Source organism: Streptomyces rishiriensis, from assembly GCF_003112535.1.
Lineage (GTDB): Bacteria > Actinomycetota > Actinomycetes > Streptomycetales > Streptomycetaceae > Streptomyces > Streptomyces rishiriensis.
The window spans coordinates 563,692-577,730 of sequence record NZ_BEWA01000012.1; the positions used below are offsets into that span (position 1 = coordinate 563,692).

Genomic DNA, 14,039 nt, shown 5'->3' on the forward strand with positions numbered 1-14,039 from the left:
GACGAGATGAGAAAGAACTTACCGACGGGGTGTTTCCGCCGGGTTTCACAGGTTCTTCTCAGGCTTTCGCGTCAGCGTGCGCAGGCCAGTTCGACGACGGTGATGTCGGAGGGTGCTCCCACGCGCGTGGGCGGGCCCCAGGCGCCCGCGCCCCGGGACACGTACAGCTGGGTGTCGCCGTAGCGTTCCAGGCCCGCGACGGTCGGGTTCGCGGCTTCGGCGAGGAGGTTGCCGGGCCACAGCTGGCCGCCGTGGGTGTGCCCGGAGAGCTGGAGGTCGACGCCGTGGCGCACGGCGTCGTGGATCTGGACGGGCTGGTGGGCGAGGAGCACGCGCGCGCCGTGTCGCGGTCGCCGAGGGCCTTGGCGAAGTCGGGGCCCCGGCCCTCGCTCTCTCCCGCGATGTCGTTCACGCCGGCCAGGTCGAACCAGGGCAGCTCGGTGCGGGCGTTCTCCAGCGGGTCCAGGCCGAGCCGCCGCACCTCCTCGACCCACTGCTCGGCACCGGAGAAGTACTCGTGGTTGCCGGTCACGAAGTAGCTGCCGTGACGGGCCTTCAGCCGGGCCAGGGGTGCGGCGGCCGGGCCCAGGTCCTTGACGCTGCCGTCGACCAGGTCGCCGACGACCGCGATCAGGTCGGGCTGGGTCCCGTTGACCGTGTCGACGACCTTCTGCGCGAAGTCCCGGCCGAGCACCGGGCTCAGGTGGATGTCGCTGACGACGGCGATGCGGTAGCCGTGGGCGGCGCGCGGGAGCTTGGCGAGGGTCACGGTCACCCGCTTGACCCGGGGACCGCGCAGCACGCCGTAGGTGCCGTAGCCGACCGTGCCGAGGGCGGCCGCGGCCGCCGCGCCGGCCACCGCACGGGAGACGAACAGCCGCCGGGAGGGGTCCGGCGTCGTCGTGGAGAGGGGCGTCGGGGGCGTCCCGGGAGCCGCCTCGCCGGCCGCGCGCGCTCCGACCGGGAGGGGTTCGGGGCGCGCGGGGGCGACGGGCGCCCCGGCCGTCGTGCCGGTACGGGCCCGCCGCTCCAGGAGGCGGCGCAGCAGCGGCCGTACGGCCTCGCCCGCGAGGACGGCCAGCAGCAGGTAGAGCGAGATCGCCAGCCACAGGAAGCCCGGCCACGCCAGGATCTGCTGCAGCCAAAAGGGCGCGCCGGCGCGTTCGGCGGCCAGGGCGCCGATCGCCAGCGCCCAGCCGCCCGCGAGCAGCGCCGCGCCGGCGCGGCGCACCCGGCCGGGGCCGCTGGTCGTGTCGCGGAACAGTCGCCGCCACAGGTACCGGTTGGCCGCGGCCAGGAGAGTGAGCGCCCCCAGCCCGAAGACGACCGGCACGGCTATGGCGTCCGGCCGAGTGCGCGCAGACCACGCAACCCGATGGCTCCCACGACCGTCCCCAAGAAGAAGGAGACGACGGCGAGCGTGAGGTGCACCCAGAAGTACGCCGTGGGGTGACCGTTGTCGAAGGCGAGCCCGCTGCCGTCCTTGACCAGGTTCTTGACGAAAGTGATCCAGATGATCCAGCTCCACACCCCGAAGGCGAGCAGGAACCAGGAGAGGCGGCGGCTGAGCGTCATGCCTTCAGTATCGCCGCCCGGTGTCCTGATCCGTGACCGGGGTGGGGAGGGCGGCGGGACTTCCCGTCGTGCGCCGGGTAATTTCTCCGTCGTGCCCGCACCCATGAAGCAGACCGTCAGGCGTGCCCTGCTGGTCACCTCCGCGACCCTCGCGTCCCTCGCGCTGACCGCGCCCGTCTCGCTCGCCGCGCCGAGCCCGTCGCCGTCGCCGGGGGCGTCCGGTTCGCCGTCCGCGCGGGCGTCCGCCTCGCCCACGGGCTCACCCTCGGCGTCGTCGACGGCCGGTCCGTCGGTCGCTCCCCCGGCGAACATGTCGACCGTGGGCGGCACGAGGCTCGGACAGGCCGGGACGCAGGTGGCGATCGCGGGGGGAGCGCCGGTGCTGCCCAAGGACCTCACCGCGCGGTCGTGGATCGTCGCGGACGCCGAGTCGGGGGATGTGCTGGCCTCGCACAACGCGCACTGGCGGCTGCCCCCGGCGAGCACCATGAAGATGCTCTTCGCCGACACGGTGCTGCCGAGGTTCCCCAAGAACACCGTGCACAAGGTGGATCCGAAGGACCTGGCCGGCATGGGGGCCGGTTCCAGTCTCGTCGGCATAAAGGAGGGCGAGACGTACACGGTCCACGATCTGTGGCTCGGCGTCTTCCTGCGCTCCGGCAACGACGCCGTGCACGTGCTGTCGGCGATGAACGGCGGTGTGGCGGCCACCGTCAAGGCGATGAACGAGCACGCCGGGGAGCTCCAGGCGCTCGACACGCACGTCGTCTCCCCCGACGGGTACGACGCCCCGGGCCAGGTGTCCTCGGCCTACGACCTGACGCTGTTCGCCCGTTCGGGCCTGCAGAAGGCCGATTTCCGGGAGTACTGCTCGACGGTCTCGGCCAAGTTCCCCGGTGAGACGACGAAGAACAGGAAGGGCAGGACGACCCGCGGGACGTTCGAGATCCAGAACACCAACCGGTTGCTGAGCGGCGACTACGACATCACGCAGTACCCGGGCATCGCGGGCGTGAAGAACGGCAACACCACCAACGCGGGCGCCACCTTCACCGGCGTGGCCGAGCGCAACGGCAAGGTGCTGCTGGTGACGGTCATGAACCCGTCGAAGGCCGGTCACAACGAGGTCTACAAGGAGGCCGCCACGCTGCTCGACTGGGGCTTCCAGGCGGCCGGCAAGGTGACGCCGGTGGGCGAGCTGGTCCGGCCGCAGGGGGCGCCGGGCAGCGCGCAGCCCGGCGCGAACCCGTCGTCCTCCGCGGAGGACGGTCAGGCCGGCGGCGCGGGGAACGTCTCGCACAGGCCGGTGGCGGGCGCGGTGACCGGCGGCGGCTCCGGCGGGATGTGGATCGCGCTGGGGATCGCCGGCGGTCTGCTGGTGCTGCTCGCGGGCGGCGCGTTCCTGGTCAACCGCCGCTGGCCGCTGCCGGACCTGGTACGACGTCGTCGCTGACGTCGATGTCCCGCGGGTTGTCGGGAGCGCTGCCCGTCGCCGTCCAGGCCGCGCAGAACAGGACCAGCTTCGAGGTGAAGTTGATCCACAGCAGCAGGGCGATGGGCACGCCGAACGCGCCGTACATGCTCTTCGCGGCCACGCCCTGCATGTAGCCGCTCAGCAGCAGCTTCAGCAGTTCGAAGCCGACGGCGCCGATGAGGGCGGCGACGACGAGCCGGCGCCGGGTCGGTTCGACGCCGGGCAGCAGCGTCAGGACGTACAGCAGCACGAGGAAGTCGGCGAGCACGGCGACGGAGAACGCGGCGACGCGCAGCAGGACGCTGCCCCAGCCGGCCTTGTCGATGCCCAGCTCGTCGGTGATCCAGCCGACCAGGGCCGAGGCGAGGGTGGAGATGGCGATGGTCAGCAGGACCGCGCCGCCGAGGCCGACGAGGACGCCCGCGTCCTTGGCCTTGGCGAGGACCGGGTTCTGGTCCTTGTCGGGGCACTCCCACACGGCGCGCAGGCAGTCCCGCATCTGACCGACCCAGCCGATGCCGGTGAGCAGCAGGAGCGCGCCGGCGATGGAGCCGACGGTGCCGGCGTTCTGGACGAGGCTGTGGACGTCGAGCTGGTCGGAGATGCCGGGGACCTGGTCGGCGATCTTGTTCTGGAGTTCCTGCTGCTGGGACTCGCTCAGCGTGGCGGCGGCGATGGCCGCGGCGACGGTGAGCAGCGGGAAGAGGGCGACGAAGCTGACGAAGGTCATGGCGGCGGCCAGCCGCGTCCACTTCACCCGGTCCAGGCGCTCGTACGACCGCCATGCGTGCGTGGCCATGAGGCGCACGACCCACGGCCCGACGCCGGGAAGCTTCTTCAGCCAGTCCATGATCCCACTCTGCCCCGCTCCGCGCGGCTGACGCGGAAGTCCCCGGTTCGGGTACCCCGAAAGCGCGGGACAGTCTCCGGCGGGAGGGCGGGGCGGCGCGGCGCGGCGCGGGAGGCTACCAGTCGGCCACCGCGAGCCCGTACATGGTGAGCCAGGCCAGGGCGATGAGGGCGAGGGCGCGGTCGCCGAGGACGACCTCCTCGGGTTCTCCGGCGGCGCCCCGGTCGGCGAAGACCGCGTAGCGCAGGACCGCCAGGACGAAGGCGACGACGGACAGCTGTCGCCAGGGCAGCACGCTCGCCCGTGCGACGCCGCCCTCCTCCAGGGCCCACAGGCAGTAGCCGAGGACGGCGACCCCGGCGGCCAGCTGCCAGACGAAGCGCAGGTACCCGGTGGTGTACTCGGTGAGCAGCGCGCGGGTGGCGCCCGCGCGTCCGGCCATCTGGACGGCCTCGGAGTAGCGCTTGGCCGCGACCATGAACAGCGCGCCGAATCCGGTGGTGATCAGGAACCAGCGGGACAGGGGGATGCCGAGGGCGAGTCCGCCGGCCGTGGCCCGCATCAGGAAGCCGGTCGTGACGACGACGAGGTCGAGGACGAGGACGTGTTTCAGGCGGAGGCAGTACGCCAGTTGCATGGTCAGGTAGGCGGCCAGGAGCGCGGCGACGGCGGGGGTGGTCAGCCGGGCCGCGGCGAGCGGCGCGAGGACCGCGAGGGCGCCCCCGACGGCGTAGGCGAGGGGCGCCGGCACCTGTCCGGCGGCGACCGGTCGGTGCCGTTTGGTGGGGTGGGCGCGGTCGGCCTCGGCGTCGCGCGCGTCGTTGGCCAGGTAGACGGCGGCCGAGCAGGCGGTGAACAGGGCGAAGACCAGGGCGAGTTGGCTGAGGGCGTGCGCGGTGAAGAGCCGGCCGGCGGCGGCGGGGGCGGCGACGACCAGCGCGTTCTTGATCCACTGTCGGGGGCGGGCGGTGCGCAGGAGGCCGCCGAGGACGGCGCCGGGGCGGACCGGCGGCCGGGGCGGCTGCGGGCGGCGCGTGCGCTGCCGGTGCAGCAGTGCCTCAGTCACGGCGCCCTCCCTTCGTCCAGCGGGCTCCGAGGCGCGCGGTGAGGGCGCCCAGGGCCGCGCCGGCCGCCACGTCGGAGGGGTAGTGGACGCCGGCGACGAGCCGGGACAGGCACATCGCGGCGGCGAGCGGGGGGACGGCGTACGCGCCGAGCGCGCCGTAGGCGACGGCGGCGGCGGCCGCGGAGGCGGCGTGCGAGCTGGGGAAGGAATGCCGGCCGGCGGTGCGCACCAGGGGTTCGACGTGGGCGGGGCGCGGGCGGCGGACGATCCGCTTCAGACCCATGCTGGCGAGGTGCGCGCCGGCCGTGAGCGCGGTGGCGCGCAGCCAGGCGGTGCGGCGCGGGCCGTCCACGGCGGCTCCCACGGCGCCCGCCGCGATCCACAGCGCGCCGTGCTCGCCCGCCCCGGACAGGGCACGCGTGGCGCGGGCGACGCCCGGGGACGCGCCCCGGGCGCGCAGCGCCGAGAGGAGCCGGTGGTCGAGGTCGCTCAGGTCGCCCAGGGCGGGGAGCCCGCCCGGTTCATCCAGTTCGTCCATGTGGACCCACTGTTCACGTCGAGCGCGAGGGAACTCCGGCAATATTGGGCGACATCCCATTAATCACCCGTTTCGGGGATGGATGTGATGTTTCACAACTATTCGGTCACATAGGGGCGATACGGTCGCGCACATGGCTGCCGAGACCGCTTCCGAGACAGTTTCCGTCACGGGATGGGGCCGTACGGCTCCCACCGCCGCGCGGGTGATCCGCCCCCGGACCTATCCGGAGGCCGTGGCGGCCGTCCGGGACTGCGGAGCCCGGGGCGGCATCCCCAGGGGCCTGGGGCGCGCCTACGGGGACGCGGCGCAGAACGCGGGCGGCACGGTCATCGACGTCACCGGACTGGACCGGATCCATGTCGTCGACGCCGACGCGGGCGTCGTCCTGTGCGACGCGGGCGTCTCCCTGCACCGGCTCATGGAGGTCCTGCTGCCGCTCGGCTGGTTCGTGCCGGTGACCCCCGGCACCCGCTACGTGACCGTGGGCGGGGCGATCGCCGCCGACATCCACGGCAAGAACCACCATGTCTCGGGCTCCTTCGCCCGCCATGTGACGTCCTTCGAACTGCTCACCGCCGACGGCACGGTCCGCACGGTCCGGCAGGGCAGCCCCCTGTTCGACGCGACCGCCGGCGGCATGGGGCTGACCGGGATCGTCCTGACGGCCACGGTCGGGCTGCAACCGGTCGAGACCTCCCTGATGTCGGTCGACACCGAGCGTGCCGCCGACCTCGACGACCTGATGGCCCGGCTGACGGCCGGCGACCACCGCTACCGGTACTCCGTCGCGTGGATCGACCTCCTCGCGCGCGGCGCGGCCACCGGACGCGCGGTGCTGACCCGCGGCGACCACGCGCCCCTGGACGCGCTGCCGGCCCGGGCGCGCAGGACGCCGCTGTCGTTCCGCCCGTCCCGGCTCCCGGCCCCGCCCGCGTTCCTCCCGGACGGGCTGCTCACCCGCACCGGCGTCGCCCTGTTCAACGAGCTCTGGTACCGCAGGGCTCCCCGCGCGCGGACCGGCGAACTCCAGCGCCTCTCGGCCTTCTTCCACCCGCTGGACGGCGTCCCCCACTGGAACCGCGTCTACGGCCGCGGCGGCTTCGTCCAGTACCAGTTCGTCGTCGGGCACGGCCGGGAGGACGCGCTGCGCCGGATCGTGCAGCGCGTCTCGGCCCGCCGCTGCCCGTCCTTCCTGGCCGTCCTCAAGCGGTTCGGGGAGGCCGACCCGGGCTGGCTCTCCTTCCCCCGCCCGGGCTGGACCCTCGCCCTGGACATCCCTGCCGGGCTGCCCGGCCTCGGAGTCCTGCTCGACGAGCTGGACGAGGAGGTGGCCGCCGCCGGGGGCCGCGTCTATCTCGCCAAGGACTCTCGGCTGCGGCCTGACCTGCTCGCCGCGATGTACCCGCGGCTGGACGACTTCCGCGCGCTGCGCGCGGAGCTGGACCCGCGCGGGGTGTTCGTGTCCGACCTCGCCCGTCGACTCAACTTCCAGGAGCCAGCATGAAGGACGCCTTCGGCCTCCCCCAGTCCCTTCTCGTCCTCGGCGGCACGTCCGAGATCGCCCTGGCCACCGCGCGCCGCCTGATCGCCCGCCGCACCCGCACGGTGTGGCTGGCGGGCCGCCCCTCGCCCGCCCTGGAGGCGGCGGCCGCGGAACTGCGCCTGCTGGGGGCGGACGCGCACACCGTCCCGTTCGACGCGCTGGACCCCGGCGCCCACGAGGCGGTCCTCGGCAAGGTGTTCGCCGAGGGCGACGTCGACCTGGTGCTGCTCGCCTTCGGCGTCCTCGGCGACCAGGCGCACGACGAGCGCGAACCCGCGGCCGCGGTGCGCGTCGCGCAGACCAACTACACGGGGGCGGTGTCGGCGGGCCTGATCGCCGCGCGGGCCCTGCAGACGCAGGGCCACGGCTCCCTGGTCGTGCTGTCCTCCGTCGCCGGCGAGCGGGCCCGCCGCTCGAACTTCATCTACGGCTCCAGCAAGGCCGGCCTCGACGCCTTCGCCCAGGGCCTGGGCGACGCGCTGCACGGCACGGGCGTGCACGTCATGGTCGTTCGCCCCGGGTTCGTCCGGACGAAGATGACCGCCGGGCTGCCGCAGCCGCCGCTGGCGACGACTCCGGAGGCGGTCGCCACAGCCGTCGAACTGGGGCTGCGCCGCCGCTCGGAGACGGTGTGGGCGCCGGGTCTGCTCCGCGTGGCGATGTCGGCCCTGCGGCACGTCCCGCGAGGGGTGTTCCGCCGGCTGCCGATCTGAGAAGCGCCCCCTGGGGCCTGGGGCCTGTCCCTGCCGGGACGGCACACCTAGCGCGTCGGCAGTGAGCCGCGGTCCAGGTGGGCGGCCTGCGGGGGGACCACCGTGCCGCCGAACGGATAGTCGCGCAGCTTGCGCCAGACGCCGTCGGCCCCCTGCTGGGCGAGGGCGAAACCGGTGCAGGGCCATGCGGCCTCGTAACCGGCGAGCTCCTCGTAGGCCCGGTCCATCGCCGCCTCGTCGATGCCGTGCGCGACGGTGACGTGCGGGTGGTAGGGGAACTGCAGTTCGCGCACCAGGGGCCCGGAGGCGTTCCGGATGCGCTGCTGGAGCCGGGCGCAGGTCGAGGCGCCCTCGACCACCCTCAGGTACACCACCGGCGACAGCGGCCGGAAGGTGCCGGTGCCGGACAGCCGCATCGGGAAGGGCCGGGCGGCCGCGGCGACCGCGCTGAGGTGCGCCTCGACGGCCGGCAGCGCGTCCGCCTCGACCTCGGTCGGCGGCAGCAGTGTGACGTGGGTGGGGATGCCGTGAGCCGCGGCGTCGCCGAAGCCTGCGCGCCGCTCCTGGAGCAGGCTGCCGTGAGGCTCCGGGACCGCGATCGACACGCCGATCGTTACGGTCCCCACGTCTTCTCCTGTCGTCATGTCCGTCATGTCGTGCTGGCGGGGTGTGGCGCCGGATGCGTCCTCGGTCGTACGGCTATCGACTGTACGGCCACGGCTGTCCTCTGGGCAGGCGCAGGGGAAGTGATGTGCAGCGCTCTGCCCGGAGGAACAGGTGTGCGGTGCGCCCCCGGCGCCTCCGCGCGCCTTCAGTGCTTCGCGGGCAGGAAGCCCACCCTCTCGTACGTCCGCGAGAGCGTCTCCGCCGCGACCGCGCGCGCCTTCTCGGCGCCCTTGGCCAGGATCGAGTCGAGCGTCTCGGGGTCGTCCAGGTACTGCTGCGTGCGGTCCCGGAACGGCGTCACGAAGTCGACGACGACCTCGGCGAGGTCCGTCTTGAGCGCGCCGTAGAGCTTGCCCTCGTACTGCCGCTCCAGCTCGGCCACAGCGGTGCCGGTGAGCGTCGAGTAGATGCCGAGCAGGTTGCTCACGCCCGGCTTGTTCTCGGTGTCGTAGCGGATCACCGTGTCGGTGTCCGTGACCGCGCTCCTGACCTTCTTCGCGGTCGCCTTCGGCTCGTCGAGGAGGTTGATGAGGCCCTTCGGCGTGGACGCCGACTTGCTCATCTTGATCGACGGGTCCTGAAGGTCGTAGACCTTGCCCGTCTCCTTCGGGATGTACGGCTTCGGGACCGTGAAGGTGTGGCCGTAGCGGCCGTTGAACCGCTCGGCGAGGTCGCGGGTGAGCTCGATGTGCTGGCGCTGGTCCTCGCCGACCGGCACCTCGTCGGCCTGGTACAGCAGGATGTCCGCGACCTGGAGGATCGGGTACGTGAACAGGCCGACGCTCGCGCGGTCGGCGCCCTGCCGGGCGGACTTGTCCTTGAACTGCGTCATACGGCTGGCCTCGCCGAAGCCGGTGAGGCAGTTCATCACCCAGGCGAGCTGCGCGTGCTCGGGCACGTGGCTCTGGACGAACAGCGTGCAGCGCTCGGGGTCGAGGCCGGCCGCGAGGAGCTGGGCGGCGGCCAGCCGCGTGTTCGCGGTGAGCTCCTTCGGGTCCTGCGGGACCGTGATCGCGTGCAGGTCGACGACCATGTAGAACGCGTCGTGGGTCTCCTGCAGGGCCACCCACTGGCGGACGGCGCCGAGGTAGTTGCCGAGGTGGAACGAGCCTGCGGTGGGCTGGATTCCGGAGAGCACGCGCAAAGGACGCGCCGTGGCGGAGCCACTCCCCTGAGGGTCGTGGTGGGCGACGGGCGGGCGGTCTGAGGCCATGCCCACATTGTCGCAGAGGCCGGGGAGCGGCCGGAACGCGTCCCGGGCGGCCTGGGCGGGGCCGCCCGGGACGGCGTGTCAGCCGAGGTCGATCTCGGGGTACAGCGGGAAGCCCGCGACGAGGTCGGTGGCCCGGCGGGAGATCTCGTCGGCGACCTTCTCGTCCAGGAGGTGGGAGGCCTTGGAGGGGGCGCCCGACTTCGTGACGCCCGGCTCGGTCGTGGTCAGGACGCGGTCGATCAGGCCCGCCACCTCGTCCATCTCCGCCGTGCCGAGGCCGCGGGTGGTCAGCGCCGGGGTGCCGATGCGGACCCCGGAGGTGTACCAGGCGCCGTTGGGGTCGGCGGGGATGGCGTTGCGGTTGGTGACGATGCCCGAGTCGAGCAGCGCGGCCTCGGCCTGGCGGCCGGTGAGGCCGTAGGAGGAGGCGACGTCGATCAGGTTCAGGTGGTTGTCCGTGCCGCCGGTGACGAGGGTCGCGCCCCGGCGCATCAGGCCCTCGGCCAGGGCGCGGGAGTTGTCCACGATGCGCTGCGCGTAGTCCTGGAAGGACGGCTGCCGGGCCTCGGCGAGGGCGACGGCCTTGGCGGCCATGACGTGCGGGAGCGGACCGCCGAGGACCATCGGGCAGCCGCGGTCGACCTGGTCCTTGAGGGAGTCGTCGCACAGGACCATGCCGCCGCGCGGGCCGCGCAGCGACTTGTGGGTGGTGGTGGTGACGATCTGGGCGTGCGGGACCGGGTCGAAGTCGCCGGTGAGGACCTTGCCGGCGACCAGGCCCGCGAAGTGCGCCATGTCGACCATGAGCGTCGCGCCGACCTCGTCGGCGATCTCGCGCATGATCCGGAAGTTCACCAGACGGGGGTAGGCCGAGTAGCCCGCGACGATGATCATCGGCTTGAACTCGCGGGCCGACGCGCGCAGCGCGTCGTAGTCGATCAGGCCGGTCGCCGGGTCGGTGCCGTAGGAGCGCTGGTCGAACATCTTGCCGGAGATGTTGGGGCGGAAGCCGTGGGTGAGGTGGCCGCCGGCGTCCAGGGACATGCCGAGCATGCGCTGGTTGCCGAAGGCCTGGCGCAGTGTGGCCCAGTCGGCCTCGGAGAGGTCGTTGACCTGGCGGGCGCCGGTCTTCTCCAGGAAGGGCGCCTCGACGCGGTCGGCGAGGACGGCCCAGAAGGCGACGAGGTTGGCGTCGATGCCGGAGTGCGGCTGGACGTAGGCGTGGCGGGCCCCGAAGAGCTCGCGGGCGTGCTCCGCGGCGAGCGCCTCGACGGTGTCGACGTTGCGGCAGCCGGCGTAGAAGCGTCGGCCGACGGTGCCCTCGGCGTACTTGTCGCTGAACCAGTTGCCCATCGCGAGGAGGGTGGCCGGGGAGGCGTAGTTCTCGGAGGCGATCAGCTTGAGCATCTCGCGCTGGTCGTGGACCTCCTGGCCGATGGCGTCGGCGACGCGCGGCTCCACGGCGCGGATCACGTCGAGGGCGGCGCGGAAAGCGGTGGACTCGGTGGACAGGGGTGCGGAATTCTGGGGCATCGGGACCTCCGGACGTGGCGTACGGCGAGTTCGGTTCGGCCCAGGCGCACGGCACTGTCACTGCTCACGGGCCGCTCCCCGATGGTCCGTCCCATCTTCGGGCTCGGTCGTCTCGACCTGGCCCAGCGCGCCAGTCACGACCCGTTCAGCAGCCTACCGGGTACCGGTCAGAGGATCACGTGCGGGACGAAGCGGGCGTACTCGTCGGTGATCAGGCCGGAGGACTCGCGGATGCCGAGGCCGGCCGGCTCGTCCTGCACGACCCAGGCTCCGAGGACGACGTGGTTGCCGTCGAAGGCGGGCAGCGGGGCGAGCTGCTGGTAGCAGCAGGGCTCGTCGTCGCGCACCACGGGGCCGGCGCCCTTCTCGTGGATCGTGACGCCGGCGCCTTCGCGGCCCAGCAGGGGCTTGGCGACGTATCCGGTGGTGTCCGCCAGCTCGCGCGGGCCGTCCAGGTAGGCGGGCAGCAGGTTGGGGTGGCCGGGGTACAGCTCCCACAGGACGGCCAGCAGCGCCTTGTTGCTCAGGAGCATCTTCCAGGCGGGCTCGATCCACATCGTCGAGCCGGTGCCGCCGCCGTTGTCGAGGGTGTCCAGGACGTGGCCGGCGAAGCGGTCGGTGGTGAGCCACTCCCAGGGGTAGAGCTTGAAGCAGCTGCGGATGAAGCGGAGTCGGCCGTCGACGAAGCGGCCGGACAGGGGGTCCCAGCCGATCTCCTCCATGGACGTCCAGTCCGTGTCCAGGCCCGCCTGCTCCGCGGTCTCCTTGAGATAGGCGACCGTCATGAGGTCCTCGCCGAGTTCGTCGGCCGAGGAGTGCGCGAAGTGGAGCGGGCTGCCGGGCGGCAGGAGGGCGGCCTGTCTCCGCCAGGCGTCGACGAGGCGTTCGTGGAGGGAGTTCCACTGGTCGGCGCCCGGGAAGCGGTCCTCCATCCAGAACCACTGGGGGGAGGCGGCCTCCACCAGGGAGGTGGGGGTGTCGGCGTTGTACTCCAGCAGCTTCGCCGGGCCGCTGCCGTCGTAGTGCAGGTCGAACCGGCCGTAGACGGAGGGGAGTTCGGCGCGCCGCCGCCATGCCTCGGCGACCGCCGCCGCGACGCGCGGGTCGGTGATGCCGAGGTCGGCGAGGCGGCCGGAGTCGACGAGACGGGCGGCCGCCGCCAGGCACATGGCGTGCAGTTCCTCGACGGTCTCCTCCAGCGATTCGACCTCGTCGAGGGTGAACTCGTAGTAGGCGCTCTCGTCCCAGTAGGGGCGCAGCACGCCGTCGCGATGACGGGTGATGGGGTAGACGAGCCCCTGTTCCTCGACGGTCCGCTGCCAGTCGGGGCGGGGTTCGACGGTGTGACGGCGCATGGTGACGGTGTCCTGTTCAGCCGCTCGGTCCGGTCGTCCGGTCGTCCGGCCTCATGCCGGTCGTGCCGGTCGCTCAGCCGCCCGAGCCGCCCTTGTGGCCGCCGTCCCCGAAGCCGCCGCGGTCGACGCCGCCGCCGCTGCTCGAACCGCCCGAGCCCTTGCCGGACTTGGTGAGGGAGCCGCCGTCGACGAAGGAGCCCTTCTTGCTGCCGCCGTAGTACCAGACGGCGTGCGACGTCGAGCCGGACTTGCAGTTCTTGTCGGCGACGACCTTGTAGCCCTTGGCGCGGGTGTAGCTGTCGCGGTCGACGCAGCGCTTGTCCGGGTCGGAGGAGCAGGCGGTGAGGGCCGTGGCCAGCAGGCTCACGCCTCCCAGCACCACCGTGCCCGAACGGAACCGCCGCCGTATGTCCGCCATGTCCGTGTCTCCCCGTGTCGGATCGCCCCTACGGCGATCTCCGTCGCCAGCCTAGACAACCGGGGGGAAGGCGGACGCGGGCGGCCCGTCGGCGAACCGCTCGCCTACAGTCCTCTCGTGCTCTTCGGAATGGTGTGCGCCCTCGGCGCGGCGGTCTGCTTCGGTGCGGCGACGGTGTTGCAGGCGGTGGCGGCGCGGGCGGCCGTCGCCGAGGGAGGCGACGGGCGCGGCCCGGCGGGCGACGCGGCGCTGCTGCTGCGGGCCGTGCGCCAGTGGCGTTATGTGGCGGGACTGGGGCTGGACGGGCTGGGGTTCGTGTTCCAGATCGTCGCGCTGCGCTCGGTGCCGATCTACGCCGTGGGCGCGGCCCTCGCGTCGAGCCTCGCGGTGACGGCGGTGGTCGCCGCGCGGCTGCTGCACGTGCGGCTGAGCCGGACCGAGTGGGCGGCTGTGGCGGTGGTGTGCGCGGGGCTGGGGATGCTGGGGCTGGCCTCCGGCGCGGAGGGCGAGGAGAGCGGGCCGGCGGCTCTGCCGTGGGCGATGCTCGGCGCGGCGGTCGCGGTGCTGCTGCTGGGGCTGGTCGCCGGGCGGCTGCCCGAGCGGGGACGGGCGCTGACGCTGGGTCTCGGCGCCGGGTGCGGGTTCGGGGTGGTGGAGGTGTCGGTGCGGCTGATCGACTCGCTGTCCCCCGTGGACCTGCTCACCGACCCCGCCCTGTACGCCCTTCTGTTGGGCGGCGGGGCCGCGTTCCTGCTGCTGACCACGGCCCTGCAGCGGGGGTCGGTGACGACGGCCACCGCCGGGATAGTGATCGGGGAGACGATCGGACCGGCGCTGGTCGGGGTGGTGTGGCTCGGGGACCGCACCCGGGAGGGGCTGGCCTGGCTGGCCGTGCTGGGGTTCGCGGTCGCCGTCGCGGGCGCGTTGGCGCTGGCCCGGTTCGGGGAGGCGCCCGAGACGTCGCCGGCGTCGGAGTGAAGGGCGTCCCGTGGTCCCGGCCGCCCGTCCGCCGACGAATCGGAGGCGCGGTCGGGGTTTTCTTTTCCATTCCCGCCGTGCGCGTGACCGTCCGCAAGGGTAACTGTCCACACG

The 14,039-nt window shown here is 73.1% G+C and carries 13 protein-coding genes, 1 pseudogene and 1 riboswitch; of the genes and pseudogenes, 4 read left to right on the top strand and 10 right to left on the bottom strand.

From position 1 onward, the window contains the following. Positions 1-71 precede the first annotated feature (71 nt). Together Sri02f_RS21870 and Sri02f_RS21875 are read right to left on the bottom strand one after the other, a co-directional pair. Positions 72-1,333 (bottom strand): annotated as a pseudogene (locus tag Sri02f_RS21870) (metallophosphoesterase). A 2-nt stretch (positions 1,334-1,335) separates the two neighbouring features. Beyond that, positions 1,336-1,575, bottom strand: a complete 240-nt coding sequence (locus Sri02f_RS21875) for an SCO4848 family membrane protein (RefSeq protein WP_109003213.1) — start codon at positions 1,573-1,575, stop codon at positions 1,336-1,338. A 91-nt stretch (positions 1,576-1,666) separates the two neighbouring features. Here Sri02f_RS21875 and Sri02f_RS21880 point away from each other — a divergent pair, with 91 nt between their 5' ends. Further along, positions 1,667-3,028, top strand: a complete 1,362-nt coding sequence (locus Sri02f_RS21880; RefSeq protein ID WP_359440079.1) for a D-alanyl-D-alanine carboxypeptidase family protein — start codon at positions 1,667-1,669, stop codon at positions 3,026-3,028. Here the strand turns inward: Sri02f_RS21880 and Sri02f_RS21885 are convergent. The 3 genes from Sri02f_RS21885 to Sri02f_RS21895 all read right to left on the bottom strand — a co-directional run bounded on the left by Sri02f_RS21885 (position 2,982) and on the right by Sri02f_RS21895 (position 5,503). Beyond that, positions 2,982-3,899: a YihY/virulence factor BrkB family protein gene (locus Sri02f_RS21885; protein WP_109002997.1), complete on the bottom strand. Its 918-nt coding sequence runs from the start codon at positions 3,897-3,899 to the stop codon at positions 2,982-2,984. The genes Sri02f_RS21880 and Sri02f_RS21885 overlap by 47 nt on opposite strands. Positions 3,900-4,014: 115 nt before the next feature. After that, positions 4,015-4,965 (bottom strand): decaprenyl-phosphate phosphoribosyltransferase, encoded by a 951-nt coding sequence (locus Sri02f_RS21890; protein WP_109002998.1) that lies wholly within the window; start codon positions 4,963-4,965, stop codon positions 4,015-4,017. Continuing rightward, positions 4,958-5,503, bottom strand: a complete 546-nt coding sequence (locus Sri02f_RS21895; RefSeq protein WP_167467590.1) for a phosphatase PAP2 family protein — start codon at positions 5,501-5,503, stop codon at positions 4,958-4,960. The genes Sri02f_RS21890 and Sri02f_RS21895 overlap by 8 nt, the downstream gene beginning before the upstream one ends. Before the next feature lie 133 nt (positions 5,504-5,636). Here Sri02f_RS21895 and dprE1 point away from each other — a divergent pair, with 133 nt between their 5' ends. Together dprE1 and dprE2 are read left to right on the top strand one after the other, a co-directional pair. After that, on the top strand, positions 5,637-7,010 hold the full coding sequence (gene dprE1, locus Sri02f_RS21900; RefSeq protein WP_109002999.1) for a decaprenylphosphoryl-beta-D-ribose oxidase: 1,374 nt from the start codon (positions 5,637-5,639) through the stop codon (positions 7,008-7,010). After that, positions 7,007-7,762, top strand: a complete 756-nt coding sequence (gene dprE2, locus Sri02f_RS21905; RefSeq protein ID WP_109003000.1) for a decaprenylphospho-beta-D-erythro-pentofuranosid-2-ulose 2-reductase — start codon at positions 7,007-7,009, stop codon at positions 7,760-7,762. The genes dprE1 and dprE2 overlap by 4 nt, the downstream gene beginning before the upstream one ends. Positions 7,763-7,809: 47 nt before the next feature. Here dprE2 and Sri02f_RS21910 read toward each other — a convergent pair whose 3' ends face one another. From Sri02f_RS21910 to Sri02f_RS21930, 5 genes are all read right to left on the bottom strand, one after another. Then, entirely contained in the window at positions 7,810-8,388 is a 579-nt protein-coding gene (locus tag Sri02f_RS21910; protein ID WP_109003001.1) for a 2'-5' RNA ligase family protein, read from the bottom strand. A 185-nt stretch (positions 8,389-8,573) separates the two neighbouring features. Next, a complete protein-coding gene (gene trpS, locus Sri02f_RS21915; protein ID WP_281261897.1) occupies positions 8,574-9,641 on the bottom strand; it encodes a tryptophan--tRNA ligase in 1,068 nt (355 codons plus the stop codon). Between the two features lie 78 nt (positions 9,642-9,719). Next, positions 9,720-11,174: a glycine hydroxymethyltransferase gene (locus tag Sri02f_RS21920; protein WP_109003003.1), complete on the bottom strand. Its 1,455-nt coding sequence runs from the start codon at positions 11,172-11,174 to the stop codon at positions 9,720-9,722. A 31-nt stretch (positions 11,175-11,205) separates the two neighbouring features. Further along, a riboswitch (ZMP/ZTP riboswitch) is annotated at positions 11,206-11,322 on the bottom strand. A 19-nt stretch (positions 11,323-11,341) separates the two neighbouring features. After that, complete coding sequence (locus tag Sri02f_RS21925) at positions 11,342-12,529, bottom strand: glutathionylspermidine synthase family protein (RefSeq protein WP_109003004.1); 1,188 nt, start codon at positions 12,527-12,529, stop codon at positions 11,342-11,344. Positions 12,530-12,602: 73 nt separating this feature from the next. Beyond that, entirely contained in the window at positions 12,603-12,947 is a 345-nt protein-coding gene (locus Sri02f_RS21930) for a hypothetical protein (RefSeq protein ID WP_109003005.1), read from the bottom strand. A gap of 129 nt (positions 12,948-13,076) precedes the next feature. Between Sri02f_RS21930 and Sri02f_RS21935 the strand changes: the two genes are divergently transcribed. Then, positions 13,077-13,925, top strand: a complete 849-nt coding sequence (locus Sri02f_RS21935) for a DMT family protein (RefSeq protein ID WP_109003006.1) — start codon at positions 13,077-13,079, stop codon at positions 13,923-13,925. The last annotated feature ends 114 nt before the right edge of the window (positions 13,926-14,039 follow it).